General features: G+C 62.4%; 18 protein-coding genes. 6 read left to right on the top strand and 12 right to left on the bottom strand.

The genetic code is table 11. The annotated features are described in order from the left end of the window. Position 1 precedes the first annotated feature (1 nt). From J2X53_RS14725 to J2X53_RS14710, 4 genes are all read right to left on the bottom strand, one after another. A complete protein-coding gene (locus tag J2X53_RS14725; RefSeq protein WP_349038253.1) occupies positions 2 to 796 on the bottom strand; it encodes an SDR family oxidoreductase in 795 nt (264 codons plus the stop codon). A 71-nt stretch (positions 797 to 867) separates the two neighbouring features. After that, a complete protein-coding gene (locus J2X53_RS14720) occupies positions 868 to 1,815 on the bottom strand; it encodes an ABC transporter substrate-binding protein (RefSeq protein WP_349038252.1) in 948 nt (315 codons plus the stop codon). Between the two features lie 67 nt (positions 1,816 to 1,882). Next, positions 1,883 to 2,881, bottom strand: coding sequence for an ABC transporter permease (locus tag J2X53_RS14715; protein ID WP_349038251.1), 999 nt, complete (start codon positions 2,879 to 2,881; stop codon positions 1,883 to 1,885). Next, the gene (locus J2X53_RS14710) at positions 2,878 to 4,398 is read right to left on the bottom strand and encodes a sugar ABC transporter ATP-binding protein (RefSeq protein WP_349038250.1); all 1,521 of its coding nucleotides are present in this window, start codon (positions 4,396 to 4,398) and stop codon (positions 2,878 to 2,880) included. Before J2X53_RS14710 ends, J2X53_RS14715 begins: the two co-directional genes overlap by 4 nt. 254 nt (positions 4,399 to 4,652) lie before the next feature. On the opposite strand from J2X53_RS14710, the gene J2X53_RS14705 reads away from it, so the two are divergent. The 5 genes from J2X53_RS14705 (at position 4,653) to J2X53_RS14685 (ending at position 9,923) form a co-directional block, all read left to right on the top strand. Continuing rightward, positions 4,653 to 5,555, top strand: a complete 903-nt coding sequence (locus J2X53_RS14705) for a GntR family transcriptional regulator (RefSeq protein WP_349038249.1) — start codon at positions 4,653 to 4,655, stop codon at positions 5,553 to 5,555. A 472-nt stretch (positions 5,556 to 6,027) separates the two neighbouring features. Further along, complete coding sequence (locus tag J2X53_RS14700; protein ID WP_349038432.1) at positions 6,028 to 7,116, top strand: ABC transporter substrate-binding protein; 1,089 nt, start codon at positions 6,028 to 6,030, stop codon at positions 7,114 to 7,116. A 94-nt stretch (positions 7,117 to 7,210) separates the two neighbouring features. Continuing rightward, complete coding sequence (locus tag J2X53_RS14695; protein WP_349038248.1) at positions 7,211 to 8,083, top strand: ABC transporter permease subunit; 873 nt, start codon at positions 7,211 to 7,213, stop codon at positions 8,081 to 8,083. Next, entirely contained in the window at positions 8,080 to 8,862 is a 783-nt protein-coding gene (locus J2X53_RS14690; protein ID WP_349038247.1) for an ABC transporter permease, read from the top strand. Before J2X53_RS14695 ends, J2X53_RS14690 begins: the two co-directional genes overlap by 4 nt. Next, positions 8,862 to 9,923: an ABC transporter ATP-binding protein gene (locus J2X53_RS14685; protein WP_349038246.1), complete on the top strand. Its 1,062-nt coding sequence runs from the start codon at positions 8,862 to 8,864 to the stop codon at positions 9,921 to 9,923. Before J2X53_RS14690 ends, J2X53_RS14685 begins: the two co-directional genes overlap by 1 nt. A gap of 131 nt (positions 9,924 to 10,054) precedes the next feature. Here J2X53_RS14685 and J2X53_RS14680 read toward each other — a convergent pair whose 3' ends face one another. The 7 genes from J2X53_RS14680 to J2X53_RS14650 form a co-directional block, all read right to left on the bottom strand. Then, positions 10,055 to 11,215, bottom strand: a complete 1,161-nt coding sequence (locus tag J2X53_RS14680; protein ID WP_349038245.1) for an iron-containing alcohol dehydrogenase — start codon at positions 11,213 to 11,215, stop codon at positions 10,055 to 10,057. A gap of 4 nt (positions 11,216 to 11,219) precedes the next feature. Further along, the gene (locus J2X53_RS14675) at positions 11,220 to 12,599 is read right to left on the bottom strand and encodes an aldehyde dehydrogenase family protein (RefSeq protein ID WP_349038244.1); all 1,380 of its coding nucleotides are present in this window, start codon (positions 12,597 to 12,599) and stop codon (positions 11,220 to 11,222) included. Positions 12,600 to 12,695: 96 nt separating this feature from the next. After that, entirely contained in the window at positions 12,696 to 14,063 is a 1,368-nt protein-coding gene (locus J2X53_RS14670) for a glutamine synthetase family protein (protein WP_349038243.1), read from the bottom strand. Between the two features lie 90 nt (positions 14,064 to 14,153). After that, entirely contained in the window at positions 14,154 to 15,206 is a 1,053-nt protein-coding gene (locus tag J2X53_RS14665; RefSeq protein ID WP_349038242.1) for a TRAP transporter substrate-binding protein, read from the bottom strand. Between the two features lie 60 nt (positions 15,207 to 15,266). Further along, a complete protein-coding gene (locus J2X53_RS14660) occupies positions 15,267 to 16,610 on the bottom strand; it encodes a TRAP transporter large permease subunit (RefSeq protein ID WP_349038241.1) in 1,344 nt (447 codons plus the stop codon). Further along, entirely contained in the window at positions 16,610 to 17,116 is a 507-nt protein-coding gene (locus J2X53_RS14655; RefSeq protein WP_349038240.1) for a TRAP transporter small permease subunit, read from the bottom strand. The genes J2X53_RS14660 and J2X53_RS14655 overlap by 1 nt, the downstream gene beginning before the upstream one ends. 3 nt (positions 17,117 to 17,119) lie before the next feature. Further along, positions 17,120 to 17,887, bottom strand: a complete 768-nt coding sequence (locus J2X53_RS14650) for an N-formylglutamate amidohydrolase (protein ID WP_349038239.1) — start codon at positions 17,885 to 17,887, stop codon at positions 17,120 to 17,122. 174 nt (positions 17,888 to 18,061) lie between these two features. Here J2X53_RS14650 and J2X53_RS14645 point away from each other — a divergent pair, with 174 nt between their 5' ends. Continuing rightward, the gene (locus J2X53_RS14645; RefSeq protein WP_349038238.1) at positions 18,062 to 18,931 is read left to right on the top strand and encodes a MurR/RpiR family transcriptional regulator; all 870 of its coding nucleotides are present in this window, start codon (positions 18,062 to 18,064) and stop codon (positions 18,929 to 18,931) included. A gap of 43 nt (positions 18,932 to 18,974) precedes the next feature. On the opposite strand, the gene J2X53_RS14640 is transcribed toward J2X53_RS14645, so the two are convergent. Then, a complete protein-coding gene (locus tag J2X53_RS14640; RefSeq protein ID WP_349038237.1) occupies positions 18,975 to 19,472 on the bottom strand; it encodes a copper chaperone PCu(A)C in 498 nt (165 codons plus the stop codon). Between the last annotated feature and the right edge of the window lie 21 nt (positions 19,473 to 19,493).

Raw genomic sequence — 19,493 nt, 5'->3', positions numbered from 1 at the left:
CTCAGGTCGTTGGAGCAAGGGTAGAGAGGGCGCGGTCAAGGTGGGTATAGCCCCCATCGACAAACAGCCACTGTCCGGTGGTATGGGCAGACCGTTCCGACAGCGCAAACACGGTGGTTGCGGCCATTTCGGTATCCAAAGTCATGCGTTGGCCCAGTGGAATGCGGGCGGTGATCTCGGCCAGTTGCGCCTCGGGGTCATCCATCGAGTCGAGCCAGCGACGATAGAGCGGGGTCATCACCTCGGCCGGGATCACGGCATTGACGCGCACGCCATCACCGGCAAGGGCTGCGGCCCATTCGCGGGTCAACCCCAGTTGCGCCGCCTTGGCCGCGACATAGGCAGAGGTGCCGCCCTGTCCGGTGACAGCGGTTTTGGAGCTGATGTTCACAATCGCGCCCTTCAGTGCTTTCAGATCCGCCATCAGCAGATGCACAAGCGTATAATAGTGGATCAGGTTCTGGTTCAGCGAGGCGCGGAACGCCTCTGGCCCGGCGTCTAAGCCCACGCCATCATTGGCCCCGGCATTGTTGACCAGACCGTAAACCTGCCCCCAGCGTTCATGCGTCTGCGCCACCGCGCGGCGGCAGTCCTCATCCAGCGACAGATCGGCCTTGATCCAGCCCGCACGGGGTGATTTCGCGGTAAGGGCGGCCAGAAAGCCATCATCCGGCGCGCGGCGGGCGTAGATCACCGGGATCGCGCCCTCTTCGGCCAGCGTCATGCTGATCGCGGCCCCAATGCCGGAGCCACCGCCGGTGACGACCACGATTTTGTCTTTCAGCCCCAGATCCATATTCTCTTCCTTACAGAATTGGGTGGCCCCGCGCACGGCGGAGCCACCCGGTCTTTCCCTGTGGTCAGGGATCAGTCGTAGAGCACGGCGGCGATTTCCGGCGCGTCCATGTTGCTGGCGTCATACCATGCAAAGCCCGAGTCGATGGTCTTTGGCAAGGTTTCGCCCTTGGTCGCGGCAATCGCGGCCTTGACCGTTTCGTAACCCATGCCGACCGGGCTTTGGGTGATCGCACCGGCCATCAGACCTTCCTTGATCGCGGCCTTTTGTGCCGCGCCCGAGTCGTAGCCGATCACGATCAGCCCTTGGGTATTGGTTTCGCGCACCGCGTTGATCACGCCCAAAGCCGAGCCTTCATTTGCGCCAAAGATCCCCTTCATGTCGGGATGCGCGGTCAGCATGGCCTTGGTGATCTCGGTCGACATCAGCTGATCGCCGCCGCCATACTGGATATCGACGATTTCGATATCAGGATAGGCCTCTGCCACCCGGTTCACAAAGCCATCGCGGCGGTCGATCCCGGTGCGCGAGGTCTGGTCGTGGACCACCAGCGCCACCTTGCCCGCACCCCCGATCAGTTCGGCCATCTTGTCGGCGGCCATTGCGGCGGCGGCAAGGTTGTTGGTGGTGACGGTGGTTGCCGGAATATCGCTGTCGACGCCGGAGTCAAAGGCGATGACGGGGATGCCCGCCTCTTGCGCCTGACGCAGCAAGGGGGTTGCGGCCTGACTGTCGAGCGCGGCAAAGCCCAAGGCGGCAGGCTTTTTGGCCAGAGCGGCCGAGAGCATATCCATCTGCTTGTCGACCTGAGCCTCGGTATCGGGGCCCTCGAACGTGACTTCGACACCGAATTCTGCGGCGGCCTTGTCGGCGCCTGCCTTCACGGCCTGCCAGAACTGATGCTGAAAGCCTTTGGAAATCAGCGGAATGTAGATCTTGTCCTGCGCCGAGGCGAGGCTGGCAGACAGCATCAGCGCGGTGGCGGATGCGGCGGCAAGCAGGGTGCGTCTGGTAAACATCGGGTATCCTCCCATGGTGTCGATGTTGATGGCTGCGGGGCGTTCGTCGCCCTTCGGTTGGTGTTGGTCAGCTGGCCGCGCGGCGGCGGCGCAGCATGTCGGCATAGACGGCGGCGATGATGATGCCGCCGGTCACGACGGTCTGCCATTCCTGTGCCACCGACATGACGCGCAGCCCGTTCAGCAGCACCGCCATGATCAGCGCGCCAATCATGGTGCCAAGGATCGACCCGCGCCCCCCGGCCAGCGAGGTGCCGCCGATGACCACAGCGGCGATGGCGTCCAGCTCATACCCAAGGCCAAGAGCGGGCTGGGCGGAGTTGAGGCGCGAGGCGATGATCAGCCCCGCAATGCCGCAGATGCTGCCTGCCAGAGCGTAGATCGCGATTTTCCACGCATCGGTGTTCACGCCGGACAGCCGCACCGCCTCTTCATTCGAGCCGAGGGCAAAGCAATAGCGCCCCAACACGGTGCGGTTCAGCACATAGCCGATCACCAGCGCCAGCACGAACAGGATCAGCACGCCATTGGGCACCGGCACCGACGGGATGATCCTGCCGATCAGCGAGCCGGTGGAGATCTGGGAAAATCCGGGGGTGTCGTTGAAGTAAATCGGCTTGGTGCCGGAAATGACCAGCGACAGCCCCTTGAGGATCAGCATCATGCCCAGCGTGGCAATGAACGGCGGGATCTTCATCTTGGCGACCAGCGTACCGGAAATGGTGCCGCAGATGGCGCCAACCGCGATGGCCCCGACAATACCAAGCGGCAGCGGCATGCCCGCATTGGTCAGAATCACCCCCGCCATGACGGCGCAAAACGTCATCAGCGTGCCAACCGACAGGTCAATGCCGCCGGTGATGATGACCAGCGTGGCGGCAATGGCCAGCACGCCATTGACCGACGTGGCCTGCAGAATGGCAAGGATGTTCGAGGTTTGCAGAAAGTTCGGTGAGGCCACCGAAAAGAACACCAGCAGCGCGATCAGGCTGGCAAAGGCCAGCAGCTTTTGCTGCGCGCCAGAGGCGGGTTTGCGGGCCGGAGTTGCGGCGGGCAGGGTCGTCATGCAAAAACCTCCTCGGTTGCGCTGTGCTTCAGGGTGGCAAGGCGCATGATTTCTTCCTGACTGGTGCCCGGACCGCCGGGCAGAATGCCGGTCAACCGGCCTTCGCACATCACGGCAATGCGGTGTGACAGGCGCAGCACCTCGGGCAATTCGGAACTGATGACGATGATGGCTTTGCCATCCGCAGCAAGCGCCTGCATCAGACGGTAGATTTCCGCCTTTGCCCCCACATCGATGCCGCGTGTCGGCTCATCAAAGATGAGGATGTCACAGTTGCGCAGCAGCCATTTGGCGATGACGATCTTTTGCTGGTTGCCGCCCGACAAAAGGCGCACCTCCTGCCGGTCCGACGGGGTACGGATCGCCAGTTGCGCGATGTAGTCACGCGCGGTCTTTTCCAGCGCCGCCTCGTTCAGCACGCCGATGGCGTTGGAGAACCGGGCCAGGCTGGTCATGCCGACATTGGCGCGCACATCCAGACCAAGCGCGAGGCCAAAATGTTTGCGGTCTTCGGACAGATAGCCGATGCCTGCGTCTACGGCGTCTTTCGGGCTGCGAATGGTCGCGGCCTTGCCGTGCACGATGATCTCACCGCTGTCGCGCGGATCGGCACCAAAGATTGCCCGCGCAACTTCGGTGCGCCCTGCCCCCATCAGCCCGGCAAAGCCAAGGATTTCGCCCTGCCGCACGCTGAAGCCCACATCGCGGATGACCCGCCCCCGGTTCAGACCGCGCACCTCCAGCGCCACGGGGGCGGCCGACAGATCGGGGATCTCGACATGCACGCTTTCCAGATCGCGCCCGACCATCATGCTGATGATCGTCCCGATCGGCGTATCAGCGGCATGCACGGTGCCGACATAGGCTCCGTCGCGCATGATGGTCACGCGGTCAGAGATGCGGCGGATCTCGTCCATCTTGTGGCTGATATAGACCACGCCCACACCTTCGGCTTTCAGGCCCCGGATAATGGCGAACAGCTCGTTGGTCTCGGCCTCGTTCAGCGCGGCGGTGGGTTCGTCCATGATCAGGATGCGCGAGCGGAACGACAGCGCCTTGGCGATTTCCACCATCTGCTGGCGCGCGACCGACAGGCTGCGCACCTCGGCGCGCGGGTCGATGTGCACCTTCATCTGGGCAAAGATCGTCTGCGCATCAGCGTTCAGTTTGTGCTCGTCCAGACGGCCAAAGCTGCGGCGCGGTTCGCGGCCGATAAAGATGTTCTGCGCCACGGTCAGGTCATTCATCAGGGCCAGTTCCTGATGAATAATGCCGATCCCCAGCGCCTGCGCCGCGCGCGGGCCGTTGATGCTGACCGCCTGCCCCGAGACTTCGACTGTGCCACCATCGGGCTGATAGATGCCCGACAGCACCTTCATCAACGTGGATTTGCCCGCGCCATTCTCGCCCATCAGCGCATGCACCTCGCCCGGCATCAGGTCGAACTGCGCCGAACGCAACGCGTGCACACCGGGAAAATGCTTGTCGATACCGGTCATGCGCACAAGCTGGGTCATGCCAGCCCTACGGTGCCAGGGCCGGTCAGACCTGCCCGGCCGACACATGCGCAAACCATGCGCCACGAGGCGGCACTGGCAGCGCAATACCTGGTCAGAGCGACCGGACCATCCATGATCAAGAACCCCTCCCAAGGCCACCGACTCAGCCGGTGATTTTTATCATAAAAGACACCATGACCGGACGATTCCGGCTTGCCAACTGTTTTTAATTTTTTAATGCATAGAAACAGGGACCGAGGGGGAATGACCCGATGGCACGCACCGACACCCGCTTTCGCCAGTCGCATAATGCAATGCTGGATATGCTGTACGGCATGGCCGTCGGGGCGGGTTTGCCCTCCGAGGTGCAGATGGCGGCAAAGCTGGGGGTGTCGCGGACGGTGATCCGCGCCGTGGTGCAAAAACTGGGCGCCGATGGCATCTTGCAGGGGACCGGGCGCGACAAGCGGCTGGTGCGGGTGCCAAAGGCCAAAGACCGGCTGCCGCTGCGCGAGGAGTATATCCGGCGCGACGAGCTGGAAGCGCGGTTTCTGGATTGGGTGCTGCGCTTTGACGTGCCCGCCGGGACGGCCCTGAACATCACCCAGCTGGCGCGGCAGTTTATGGTTCCCCCGCATGCCTTGCAGGAGTTTCTGGCCAGTCTGGGGCAATCGGGGCTGATCGAGCGACGGGCGCGCGGCGGTTGGCGACTGCTCGGCTTCACCGCCGACTATGCGGTGGAGCTGTCAGAGTTCCGGCAGGTGCTGGAGCTGAACGCGGTGCGGGTCTTTACCGCGCTGCCCGAAGATCATCCGGCATGGGCAGCGCTCGCCGCGATCCGCGACGAACATCTGGACCTGCTGGACCGGATCGAGCGAGATTTCCACGATTTTTCCCGGCTGGACGGGCGGTTTCATGCGCTGATCAACTCGGTGGTCAGCAACCGTTTTGTTGCCGAGTTCCAGAAGGTGATCTCGTTGATTTTTCACTACCATTATCAATGGGACAAAACCATGGAGCGTTATCGCAATGAAGCTGCGATCCGCGAGCATCTGACCATCATCGCTGCCTTGCAGGTCCGCGATGCAAGTGCGGCCAAGGCGCGGTTGCGTGCGCATCTGGCAACGTCGAAAGAAACGCTGTTGTCGTCAATGCGCGGGCATCATCTGGTCTAGACAGCCGCGGCCGCCATTCTGTGCAAGCATCGCGCCCCGGACAGAGCCCGCCAGATTATGCCACCCGCCGCGAGTGTCACGGCTGCGGTTGGTCACTTCGCAACCGTATCCATCGACGGAAACAGCGGCCCGCCATCACCGGCGCAGACTGACCGCTCTTGTGGGGTGCGCGCGAATGATGACCAACTTGCTCTCAACCCGGTCATTCAGCACAGGCAATGGGCGCTTGCGGCAGTTTATGTCCATCGGCTGGGCAAGAAAGCTGATGAAATATCGGTATAATTGTTTCAGACAGCGATCTTGTGAAAAAATTGTCACAAGACGACGATAGACGACTTGTCTGACTCGCAGGCGCACCTTTAACCTTCACCGATAAACCGCGAATCCGTTCCGGTTGGCCGAGCAGAGGGAACGGGATGGCAAGCGGGAGTGAAATGATCAACCGGGAGAGACTTCAATGATGACAAAGAAAATGCTGGGGCTGACCACCAGCCTCGCCATGATGATGACGGCTCCGCTGGCATCGGCACAGTCGATGGCCGAACTGGAAGCCGCCGCGAAAGCCGAAGGCATGCTGACCACCATCGCCCTGCCGCATTCGTGGTGCGGATACGGCGACGTGATCGCCGGCTTCAAAGCCAAGTATCCCGAAATCACCGTCAATGAACTGAACCCCGATGCGGGTTCGGCTGACGAGATCGAAGCCGTGAAGGCCAACAAGGACAACAAAGGCCCACAAGCCCCTGACGTGCTGGACGTGGGTCTGTCCTTCGGCCCGGCAGCACAGGCCGAAGGCCTTCTGCAGCCCTACAAGGTTTCGACCTGGGACTCGATCCCCGCTGATGCCAAGGATGCTGACGGCCATTGGTATGGCGACTATTACGGCGTGATGTCTTTCACCGTGAACACCGATCTGGTGCCAAATCCTCCGATGTCCTTCGCTGACCTGCTGAAGCCGGAATATGCCGGTCAGGTGGCCCTTGCGGGCGATCCGCGCGCATCGAACCAGGCCATCCTGGCTGTGCTGGCCGCCGGCATGGCGCGCGGTGCCGAACCGGGTGCGGCCGCTGCCGAAGCAGGGCTTGCGTTCTTCAAAGAGCTGAACGATGCGGGCAACTTCGTTCCGGTCATCGGCAAGGCCGGCACGCTGGCGCAAGGCACCACGCCAATCGTCATCCAGTGGGACTACAACGCCCTGTCGAACCGCGACTCGCTGGCCGGCAACCCGCCGGTTGAAGTGATCGTGCCATCGGACGTGACGCTGGCCGGTGTCTATGTGCAGGCGATCAGCGCCTATGCGCCGCAGCCGAATGCCGCAAAACTGTGGATGGAATACCTGTATTCCGACGAAGGCCAACTGGGCTGGCTGGCTGGCTACTGCCACCCGATTCGCTTCAACGATCTGGTCGCACGCGGTGTCGTGCCGCAAGAGCTGATGGACGCCCTGCCACCCGCAGACGCCTATGAGCGCGCCGTGTTCCCGTCGATCGACGCAGTGAACGCCAACTCCGACGCCGTGAAGGCGGGTTGGGATACCGTCGTCGGCGCCAACGTCCAGTAACATCTGACACACGCCTGCCCGGCTTGCATTTTGCCGGGCAGGCGTCACACTTTGAAAAGGGGCCGCAAAGTGCCCCGTGCAACAGGGGACTGTGATGCCAAAGCAACCGGGGGGCCAGCGCCTTCGCCTGCCGCTTGAGTGGTTGGGCATTTTGCCGTTCATGATCTTTGCCGTGCTGTTCCTGATCCTGCCGACGATGAAAATCGTGATCGGCGCGTTTCAGACCCCTGACGGCAGCTTTACCCTGCAAAACCTGATCGACCTGAACACCGATTCAATCCGCAACGCCTATTGGACCTCTATCAAGCTGTCATTTGCCACCGCATTGCTGGGGTGCGCCATCGGCTTTGCCATGGCGTCTGCGGTGGTGTTTGGCGGCCTGCCAAAGGGTGTGCGCAACCCGCTGGTGACGTTCTCCGGCGTGGCGTCAAACTTTGCCGGGGTGCCGCTGGCCTTTGCCTTTATCGCGACGCTGGGCCCGGTGGGGCTGGTGACGGTCTGGCTGCGCACCGAATTCGGCATCAACCTGCGCGCGATGGGGTTCAACCTGTTGTCGTTCTGGGGGCTGGTGGTCACCTATCTGTTCTTCCAGATCCCGCTGATGATCCTGATTATCATCCCGGCACTCGACGGGTTGAAGCGCGAGTGGCGCGAGGCGGCGGCGGTGCTGGGGGCCACGGGCGCGCAGTATTGGCGCATGGTGGCCTTGCCCATTCTGTTCCCATCGCTGCTGGGCACCTTTGCGCTGCTGTTTGCTAATGCCTTTGGCGCGGTCGCCACCGCCTTTGCCCTGACGGGGCCGCAGCTGAACATCGTGCCGATCAAGCTGTTTGCGCAGATCCGGGGCGATGTGCTGGGCAACCCGAACCTGGGCTATGCGCTGGCGTTCGGGATGATCGTCATCACCGCGCTGGCCAATTTCCTGTATATCTGGCTGCGCGTCCGGTCTGAAAGGTGGCTGAAATGACCCGTTTTTTCGCATGGGGCGCGTTCCTGTTCGGCTGCCTGTATTTCCTGCTGCCGCTGGTCGGGATGACCGAATTCAGCCTCAAGATGCGGCGGGGGGAGTATTCGTTTGATGCCTACCGCCGGGTGTTCGAGGATCAGCGGTTCTGGGACACGTTCAGCTATTCGCTGATCCTGTCTGCGGCGACCATCGTGGTCGGTGTGCTGCTGGTGGTGCCGACCGCCTATTGGGTGCGGCTGAAATTGCCACAGGCCCGCCCGGTGATCGAGTTCATCACCCTGCTGCCGCTTGTCATTCCGGCCATCGTGATCGTGTTCGGCTATATCCGGCTGTACAACACCTCCAGCTTTCTGCCGCTGACCGGCTCTGCCTTTGGCACCGATATTCTGCTGACCATGGGCTATACCACGCTGGCCCTGCCCTACATGTACCGCTCGGTCGATACCGGGCTGCGCACCATTGATGTGACCACCCTGACCGAGGCCGCGCAAAGCCTTGGCGCCGGATGGTTCACCATTCTGGCGCGGATCATCCTGCCCAATGTGATGGTGGCCGTACTGTCGGGGGCGTTCCTGACGCTGGCCATCGTGCTGGGCGAATTCACCATGGCGGCGCTGCTGAACCGCCCGGCGTTTGGCCCGTTCATGCAATTGCTCGGCGCGAACCGCGCTTATGAGCCGCCCGCGCTGGCGGTCATCGCCTTTGCCATCACCTGGGGCTGCATGGGGTTGATGCAGCTTGTCACCCGGTTCTCAAAACACGAAAGGGCGAAAGCCTGATGTCCTTCCTCACCATGACCCATCTTGAAAAGACCTTTGGCCAGAACCGTGTGGTCAAGGATTTCAGCCTGTCGGTTGAAAAGGGCGAGTTCATTTCGCTGCTCGGGCCATCAGGCTGTGGCAAGACCACAGTGCTGCGGATGGTGGCGGGGTTTGAATCCCCCTCGGCCGGCGGGATCACGATTGACGGCAAGGACGTGACCGGGCTCAAGGCCAATTCGCGCAACATCGGCATGATGTTTCAGGCCTATGCGCTGTTCCCCAACATGACCGTGGCCGACAATGTGGCCTTTGGCCTGAAGGTCAAGGGCGCGCCAAAGGCCGAACGTGAGGCGCGGGTGGCCGAGATGCTGGCGCTGATCGGGCTGTCCGATCTGGGCGGGCGGTTTCCGTTCCAGCTGTCGGGCGGCCAGCAACAGCGGGTGGCGCTGGCGCGGGCGCTGGCGCCGCGCCCGTCGGTGCTGCTGCTGGACGAGCCGTTGTCGGCGCTCGATGCCAAGGTGCGGGTGTCTTTGCGCAACCAGATCCGGCAGATCCAGCAGGAGCTGGGGATCACCACGATTTTCGTGACCCACGATCAGGAAGAAGCGATGAGCATTTCCGACCGGATCGTGGTGATGAATGGCGGCGTGGCTGATCAGGTCGGCGCGCCATTTGAAATCTACAACCGCCCCCGCACCAAGTTTGTCGCAAACTTCGTCGGCACGCTGAACACGTTCGAGGTAGAGGTGGCCGATGCAGCCTCGGGCCGCGTCATGCTGGCCGGTCAGGGGTTGACGCTGCCTGACGCGCCGCTTGCGGCACGGGCGGGGGAAAAGCTGTCGGTGGCGCTGCGCCCCGAGGCCTTGCGTCTGGGTCGCCTGCCCGATGCCGAGGCGCTCTTGACCGCAAAGGTGACGGATGTGCATTTCCTGGGCTCGGTGATCCGGCTCAAGGCCGATCTGGCCGGAGCTGCCGTGTCGCTTGACACGTTCAACCGGCCGGACACGCCGCCGCCCGTGGTGGGCAGCGAGGTGGAGGTCAGCCTGTCTGGCCGCGATTTCATTCTGTTGCAGGCCTGAGGCATAGGCGGCATCCCACCACCCTGTGCCAGAATAGGGGCGGGGTTCACCCCGCCCTACACCTTTGTACACATCGGGCCGATTTCCATGTTTTGGGTAGGGCGGGGTTCACCCCGCCGCCCCCTTTCGTCTCACATACAGGCGTCGAACAGCGCGCGGGTGTTCTCGCGCGTCATCTCAATCGGGTTGCCGCCGCAGGACGGATCTTCCAGCGCCATATCGGTCAGCATGTCCAGATCCTCGGGCTTCACGCCCATAGCGGTCAGGTTGGCCGGAATCGCCAGCGTCTCGCGCAACTCCATGACCTTGGCGCGGAAGCCATCAAACCCGCCCGCAATGCCCAGATAGGCGGCAGCGGCGTTGATCCGGTCTTCAATGGCCGAACGGTTGTAATCCAGCACCATCGGCATCACGACGGCGTTGGTGGTGCCGTGATGGGTGCCGTAGACCGCGCCCACCGGGTGGCTGAGCGAGTGGATCGCGCCAAGCCCCTTCTGGAACGCCACAGCGCCCATGGCCGCCGCGCTCATCATATGGCCGCGCGCCATCAGGTTGGTGGGGTCTTTGTAGACGACTGGCAGGTTTTCAAACACCAGCCGCATGCCCTCCAGCGCGATCCCTTGCGACATCGGGTGGTAGAACGGGCTGCAATAGGCCTCCAGACAATGGGCCAGCGCGTCCATCCCGGTGCCCGCAGTGATGAATTTGGGCATGCCGACAGTCAGCGCCGGATCACACAGCGTGACGGCGGGCATCAGCTTGGGGTGGAAGATGATCTTTTTCTTGTGGGTGTCAGAATTGGTCAAAACGCCCGCGCGCCCCACCTCGGACCCGGTGCCGGCGGTGGTCGGCACGGCGAGGATCGGCGCGATCTTGTCGGCGTCGGCGCGGGTATACCAGTCGTCGATATCCTCCAGATCCCAGACGCTCAGATCTTTGCGCTGATGCGCCATCAGCGCGATCATCTTGCCCAGATCCAGCGCCGAACCGCCGCCGAAACAGATTACCCCGTCATGCCCGCCCGCCAGATAGACGGCGATGCCGTCGGCCATGTTCGTCTCGTTCGGGTTGGGGTCCACCTCGGAGAACACCGCGCGGCCCAGACCGGCGGCGTCAAGCACCGCCAGCGCCTCGGCGGTGATCGGCAGGCTGGCCAGCGCCTTGTCGGTCACCAGCAGCGGCTTGGTCAGGCCGATGCTCTTGGCATGATCGGCCAGTTCGGAAATCCGGCCAACGCCGAATTTGATGGCGGTCGGGTACGACCAGTTGCGGGAGGGCACGCCGTGCGACATGGGGTCAAGCTTTCTTGAGGTGATAGGATTTCGGGCGGGTGACCGAATGGAAACCCAGATAAGACAGCGAATTGCCGCGCCCGGTGTTCTTGCACCCGGTCCAGCACAGCGCCGGGTCAAGGTAGTCGGCCCGGTTCATGAACACGGTGCCGGTCTCGATCTGCGCGCCAATGGCGGCGGCGGTGTCATAGTCTTCGGTCCAGATGCTGGCGGTCAGGCCATATTGGCTGTCGTTCATCAAGGCGATGGCTTCGGCGTCATCCTTGACCTTCATGATGCCGACCACGGGGCCAAAGGATTCCTCGGTCATCACCCGCATCGAATGGTCCACATTCACCAGCACCTGCGGCGCGAGATAGGCACCGCCATCATCGGCGGGGAAGTTGGCAGGGTCGATCAGCGGTTTCGCCCCGGCGGCAATCGCCTCGGCGATCTGGTCGCGCACCACGCGTGCAAAGCGGGCATGGGCCATCGGCCCCATGGTGCTGTCTGCCTCAAACGGGTTGCCCAGCTTCAGCGTATTGGTCCAGGCGACGGCCTTTTCGACAAAGGCATCGTAGAGCTGTTCATGCACATAAATTCGCTCGATCCCACAGCAGCATTGCCCCGCGTTAAACAGCGCGCCATCCATCAGCGTATCCACCGCAGCCTCCAGATTGGCATCGGCGCGGACATAGCCCGGATCCTTGCCGCCCAGTTCCAGCCCCAGCGGCGTAAAGGTGCCCGCCGCCGCACGCTCCATCGCCTGCCCCCCGGCGACCGAGCCGGTGAAGTTGATGAAGTCGAACGACTTGGCCTTGATCAGGCCCTCGGTCGTGGCATGGTCCAGCACGATGTTCTGGAACACGTCTTCGGGCACGCCTGCGGCGTGGAACGCCTCGGCCAGCCGCTCGCCGACCAGCAGGGTCTGGCTGGCGTGTTTCAGCACCACGGTATTCCCGGCGATCAGGGCGGGCACCAGCGTGTTGATCGTGGTCAGGTAGGGATAGTTCCACGGGGCAATGATGAACACCACGCCCAGCGCCTCGCGCGCCAGATAGCGGCGGAAGCTGTCGCTGTCTTCGACCACCTTCGGCGCCAGCGTTTCTGCCGCGATCTCCGACATGTAATCGGTACGGGCATTCACGCCACCGAACTCACCGCCAAAGCGGGTGGGGCGGCCCATTTGCCACGCCAGTTCTTCGACGATCACATCTTTCATCTCGTTCAGACGGGCAACGCCCGCCTTGACCAGAGCAATACGCTCCTCCAGCGGCCGCGCCGCCCAAGGTTTTTGGGCAGCGCGGGCGCGGGCAACGACCGCTTGTGCGGCATCCGGTGTCAGCGGCGTGCGCTCGGCGTAGACCCGGCCATCGACCGGGGAAATCAGTTGGATCGGCTTCATATCATCTCCGTAGGGCGGGGGTCTCCCCGCCAATCCGTTGCATCAGAGGCGGGGAGACCCCCGCCCTACCTCATTATGCGGGGCGTGCCCCTGCTTTCAGGCCCGCTCCAGCAGGCGCTGCAATTCGAAATCGGTCACCACCCGGTCCGTTTCGGCGATTTCCCACCGGGCCGCGTGGGTGTAGTGGTCCACCACATCATCGCCAAGGGCCGCGCGCAGCATGGCCGATCCCTCCAGCAGATCCGCCGCCTCGCGCAGGTTGTGCGGGATTTCGCGGATGCCTTTGGCGGCGTACATGTCGCCCTTCATCTCCGCCTCCAGCTCCAGCTTGCCCTCGATCCCGGCCAGACCGGCGGCCAGCAGGGCGGCGCAGGCGAGGTAAGGGTTCACGTCGCTGCCGGGAATACGGCATTCGACCCGCACCGCTTTTGTATGTCCGCCACAGACGCGGAAGCCTGCGGTGCGGTTGTCGGCGCTCCACACCGCTTTGGTGGGCGCGAACATGCCGATGGTAAAGCGTTTGTAGCTGTTGACGTAGGGCGCGAGGAATGCGGTGATTTCCTGCGCATGGGCCAGTTGCCCGGCGAGGAAATGCTTCATCGTTTCCGACATGCCATGCGTGTCATCATGATCATAGAACACCGGCTTGCCGTCTTTGGTCCACAGGCTTTGGTGAACATGGCTGGAAGACCCGGCCTTGCGGTGATCGTATTTGGCCATGAAAGTCACCGACTTGCCCTTGGCATGGGCAATATCCTTGACCGCCTGTTTGACGATGATGTGGTTGTCCGCCGTGTCGAGCGCGTCGGAGTAGCGATAGTTCACCTCGTGCTGGCCGGCATCGGCCTCGCCCTTGGTGTTCTCTACCGGAATACCGGCGGCATAGAGGCCATTGCGCACATCGCGCATCACCGACTCTTCCTTGGTGGTCTGGAAGATGTGGTAATCCTCATTATAGCCCGAGATCGGTTTCAGCCGCGCCAGCCCGCCATCGCGCAGATCGTCATAGGCGTTCTCGAAAATGTAGAACTCCAGCTCGGTCGCCATCATCGGCTCAAAGCCCATGTCGCGGGCGCGGGCGACCTGACGTTTCAGAATGGCGCGCGGGCTGACGGTAATGTCTTCCTTGCCCGCATGATCCATCAGATCGGCCAGCACCAGCGCCGTGCCGGGCAGCCACGGCAGCAGACGCATCGTGTCCAGATCGGGCTTCATCATGTAATCGCCGTAGCCCTGCTCCCACCCGGCGGATTTGTAGCCGGGCACGGTGGTCATCTCCATATCGACGGCCAGCAGGTAGTTGCAGCAATGGGTCTCTTTATACCCGCCGTTCAGGAAAAACGCCGCGTGAAAGCGTTTGCCCATCAGACGCCCCTGCATGTCGACGGCGGCCACCAGAACCGTGTCAACAGTGCCCGCGTCCACCATTTCGCGCAAAGCGTTCAGCGTCAGATTGCCCGGCATTTTCCATCCCCGTCGGTCAGTTTTTTTGATCATATTCTTTGAAAGAAAGGGGCGCAACGAATGCGCCCCCGATGTTCCGAGGCAAAATAATCAGCCGTAGCGATACGGACGCCCGGCTTTTTTCTGCACTTCGTTATATTCCTTGAAGATCGCCACAACCTTGGCTTTCACCTCGGATTCTGCCGCGATTTCATCCCAGAACGTCACCGCAGCCGCCTCGACCGTTGCCCATTCCTCATCGGGAATCGTGGTCAGTTGCAGCTTGCCGCCATTCAGGCGCAGGTCAGCCTCACCGGCCCAGTACCAGTGCTGGCGGTAGTAATGCGACTGCTCGAAACAGGTGGCGAGCATTTCCTGCAGATGCGGCGGCAGGGCGTCCCATTTCTCCATGTTGGCGAAGAAGTGGCCGATCCAGGCGCCCGAGATGTTGTTGGTCAGGAAGTAGTTGGTCACGTTCGACCAGCCCACGGTATAGACCTCGGTGATGCCCGACCATGCGATGCCATCCAGCTCACCGGTCTGAACCGCGACTTCGATGTCTTCCCATGGCAGCGTGACCGGCACCACGCCGAACTGGGTCAGGAAGCGGCCGGCGGTCGGGAAGGTAAAGATGCGCTTGCCTTGCAGGTCGGCCAGAGAGTTGATCGGATCTTTGGTGGCAAAGTGACACGGATCCCAGGCCCCGGCCGAGATGTGCTTGACCCCGACCTTGGCGTATTCCTCTTCCCAGATCGCCTTGAGCCCGTATTTGTTGAACAGCGCGGGCACGTCGAGGCTGTAGCGCAGCGCCATCGGGAAGTAGCCGCCGAACACGGTGACTTCGGTAGGTGAGGCCATCGAGTCGTCATCGGATTGCACGCAGTCAATCGTGCCGCGCTGCATCGCCTGAAACAGCTCGCCCGTTGGCACCAGCTGATCGGCGTAAAACAGTTCAATCTCCATCTGACCCGCCGCCATCCGGTTAAAGGCGTCGATGGCGGGTTTCACCACCTCTTCGCCCAGAGCGGCCCCGGCATAGGTCTGCATGCGCCATTTGATCACCTCTTGCGCGCGGGTCACGGCAGGCGTGGCAAGCGTGGCGGCCCCGGCCCCGACGGCGAGGGTCGCGGTTTTGGTCAGAAAGGAACGTCTGGATGTTGTCATCAGGGATACCTCTTGTTGGTGAATGGGCGGGCGCGGTGTGGCCGCGCCTCAATTCAGGTCTCAGTTTCGGTAGATCAGGTGCGGCAGCCAAAGCGCGATCTGCGGAAAGGCCATGATCAGGCCGAGCGTCACGATCATCACCCCGACAAAAGGCGTCACCGAGCGATAAATATCGCCCATCGTGATCTCTTTCGGCGCAAAGGCCCGCATCAGGAACAGGTTGTAGCCAAAAGGCGGCGTCAGATAGGCGATCTGACAGGTGATGGTATAAAGCACCCCATACCAGATCAGCACGTCTTCGCGCGGCAGGCCAAGGTCCAGCGTGGCCACCAGCGGCACGTACAAGGGCGCCACGATGACCAGCATGGCGGTGTCATCCAGAAACATCCCCATCAGCAGGAACGACAGCTGCATCAGGATCAGGATGGTCCACGGCCCCATGTGCAGCCGGTCGACGAACAGCGCCTCGACCGCCTTGACCGCACCAAGCCCGTCAAACACCGCGCCAAACGACAGCGCAGCCAGGATCACCCACATGAACATGCAGGTGATGCCAAGCGTGCTGCGGGTCGCCACTTCGAACACCTTGCGGGTAAAGGTGCCCTTGATCACCGCGCCGAAGACCGTGGCCGCCACCCCGATCACGCTGCTTTCCACCAGGCTGGTCCAGCCATAAATGAACGGCAGCATCATCGCGCCGAAGATGATGAAGGGCAACAACCCGGCCCGCAGGCTGTGCAGCTTGTCAGCCAGGGTGATCTGCGCCCGCTCCTCGACGCTCAGCTCCGGCCCCAGATGCGGCTGAAACCGGCAACGCAGGGTGATATACAGAATGAACATCGACGCCATCAGCAGCCCCGGCATCAGCCCCGCCAGCCACAGCTCTGACACCGGCGCGCGGGCGATCATGGCGTAGAGCACCAGCACGACCGAGGGCGGGATCAGGATGCCAAGGCTCGACCCGGCCTGAATGACGCCCGTCACCATGCGCTTGTCATAGCCGCGCTTGAGCAGTTCCGGCAAAGCGATGGTCGATCCGATCGCCATGCCCGCCACCGACAGCCCGTTCATCGCCGAAATCAAAACCATCAGCAGGATGGTGCCCACCGCCAACCCGCCCCGCACCCGCCCGAACCACATGTGGAACATGCGGTACAGATCATCGGCCAGCCGTGTTTCCGACATCACATAGCCCATGAACACGAACATCGGCAGCGACAGCAGCGGATACCATTTCATCAGCTTCATGGTGGCGGAAAAGCCCATCTGCTCGCCGCCTTGCCCCCACAGCGCCATCGCCGACACCACGGCGACAAAGCCGATGATGCCGAACACCCGTTGCCCGCTCATCATCATCAACAGCATGGTCGAAAACATCAGGGCCGCGATCATCTCATAGGGCATCAGATGGTTTCCCCACGGATGGTGGCCACGTCACGGATCAATGCGGCAAGCGCTTGCAGCAGCATCAGAAAAAAGCCAGTGCACAGGATGACCTTGATCGGCCACAGATAGGGCCGCCAGGCGGTCGGGCTGCGTTCGTTGTATTGTAGCGAATACAGCGTGGAATCGACCGCACCCCACAGCATGACGCCAAGATAGAAGATCAGCGCCAACACAGTGATGGCATCCCACCACGCCTGCCGCACCGGGCTTTGCTGGGCATAGAACAGATCCATCCGCACATGGCTGCCCATCTGCATGGCATAGGGTCCGCCCAGCACGAAATACGCCACCATTATAAACTGCGCCATTTCCAGCGTCCACAGTGACGGCGCACCGGACGCTTTGCTGATGGTCGACCACATCAGGATGCCCATCAGCACGAACAGCAGATACATCGCCATCCGTCCCACGCCGTAATTCAGCCGGTCGACCAGACGCACAAAACCTGTGGCAACGCGCGGCATCGCCTAACCCTCCGCCAGTGTGGCAAGTGCCTGCTGCAGCACCGGGGCCAGACGGTCGGCCATCGCCGCAGCCTGTTCGGGCGTAGCAATCAGGTCATTGCGGATTTCCAGCATCGCATTGGCCAACCCGTAAGGCGTGGCCTGCAAGCGCAGGGTGTGGGTAACGCCATCGGCGGCGGAATAGGGTTCGTTCAGCGCGCAGGCCAGATCGGTTCCGGCCTGTGCTGCCGCCAGAATGGCCCGCGCCAGCCGGTCATCGGCATCGTGGATCACGCCAAACTCCACCGCGCGGGGCTGGCCATGATAAACGGGTGTAAAGGAATGGATGGTGATCACCACCGTCGCCCGCCCCAAGGCCAGACGGCGCACAATCTCGGCATGCAGCGCAGTGTGAAACGGCAGATACAGCGATTCTGCCCGGTGCAGACGGTCCTGCGGCGTCAGGTCCAGATTGCCGGGAATATCATGCAGCTCGGACCGCGCCGCCATGGCGTCGGGGCGGTCGGGGCCACGGTTCAGATCATAGATCAACCGGCTGGCGGGGGCGTGCACCAAGGCGGCATCCAGCCGCTGCGCCAGCGCGCGCGACAGCGCCAGCGCGCCCGGGTCCCACGCGACATGGGCGCATTGCTGCGCCTCTGTCAGCCCCAGATTGCCCCAAGGGTCGGGAAAAGCATTGCTCGCATGTTCGCAGACCAGCAGAATGGCACCAGCGGCGTCGCGGTTTTCGACGGTGGCGGCAAAATCTGTCTGGGTGGAATGCAGGCTCATCGGTGACTCGGCCCCCTCGCAATGGCGCTAGGGTTCCTGATCCGACACGGTTCTGTCAAGATTTTTTCTTCTGCACAATTTCTGTTACAATAGTTTCGGAAACTTGGCAGAGTGGTTTGCAATCAGCCCTTTGCCCCGCGAAATCAGGGCACCACCGGCAGGAAAGGCGTGGATATGGATCTTCCCCCCGGCGTCGAAGACAGGATGCGCGCCGCGCTGCCCGACCTGACCCGGGCCGAGCGGCAGGTGGCAACCCATATCCTGCGGCATTATCCGGTCGCGGCACTTGGCTCGATCACCGCTCTGGCACGGGCGGCAGAGGTCTCGACCCCGACGGTGGTGCGCCTGTGCCAGAAACTGGGCTATCGCGGCTACCCCGATTACCAGTCCGCCCTGCGCGGCGAGGTGGGGGCGATGCTGGAATCGCCCTTGGTCAAGCATGACCGCTGGGCAGGTGGCGTGCCTGACACCCATATCCTCAACCGCTTTGCCGATGCGGTGGTGGCCAATCTGCAGGCCACGCTCAGCCAGATCGACCATGCGGTGTTTGATGAGGTGGTGGCGCTGCTGGCCGATCCGTCGCGGCGGATCTTTGCGATGGGCGGCCGCATCACCCATGCCCATGCCGATTATCTGGTCTCGCTGATGAAGGTGGTCCGGCCCGAGGTGACGCTGCTGTCGGACATGTCGAACACCTGGCCCCCGGCTCTGCTGGATATGAAGGCAGGCGATGTGCTGGTGGCGTTTGATATCAGGCGCTATGAAAACTCGGTGCTGCAACTGGTAGAGCTGGCGGTGGAACAGGGGGCCGAGGTGGTGGTGATCACCGACCGCTGGGTCAGCCCCGCCGCCGCCCACGCCCGCCACACGCTGACCTGCCATATCGAAGCACCTTCGGCCTGGGACTCGACCGTGTCGATCCTCGTGCTGGTCGAAACGCTGCTGGCAAGTGTGCAAAGCCGGACCTGGGGAGAGACCGAAGGCCGGATGAAACGGCTGGAAACGCTGTACGACCGCTCGCGGTTTTTCCGGCGCTATCGCTAGGAAACCCGTGGCGCGCGAACGCCACGGGCCTTTGTTTCAGGCCTCAGTGCCCCATGGCGGAATGGTCAGCACCATCCGACGGATCGACGCTGAACTCCACCTCGACGCGGCCAGCCTGTTCAAAGATCAGGGTGGCGGGCACCATCTGCCCCTCAGTCATCGGCTCGGTCAGGCCCATCAGCATGATGTGCATGCCGCCGCGTTCCAAGAGCACCGTCTCGCCCGCCGGAATGTCGATGGCATCCACATGCATCATGCGCGCAACGCCATCGGCGCTGTGTTCGGTGGTGTGCAGTTCGGAATGCTGGACCGAAGGCATCTCGATGCCGATCAGCCGGTCAGCGGTTGTGCCCTCATTGGCGATGCCCATATAGCCCGCAGCCGATTTTGCCGAAGCGGCAGGTGCCAGGATATTGGGGTGAATGATCTCAAGATCACCCACGGTCACGCCATGGGCCTGTGCGCTGGTTGCCAGCGCAAGTGCGGCACAAAAGGCCAGAAGCGGGGTTTTGACGCGGTTCAGAGAAGACGAAAGATACATTACGATTGCCTTTTGGCTTGA

The organism is Pseudotabrizicola sp. 4114 (assembly GCF_031457365.1).
Taxonomy (GTDB): domain Bacteria; phylum Pseudomonadota; class Alphaproteobacteria; order Rhodobacterales; family Rhodobacteraceae; genus Pseudotabrizicola.
Note: the sequence above shows the minus strand (reverse complement) of the source record. Positions and strands in the feature narration are given on the sequence as shown.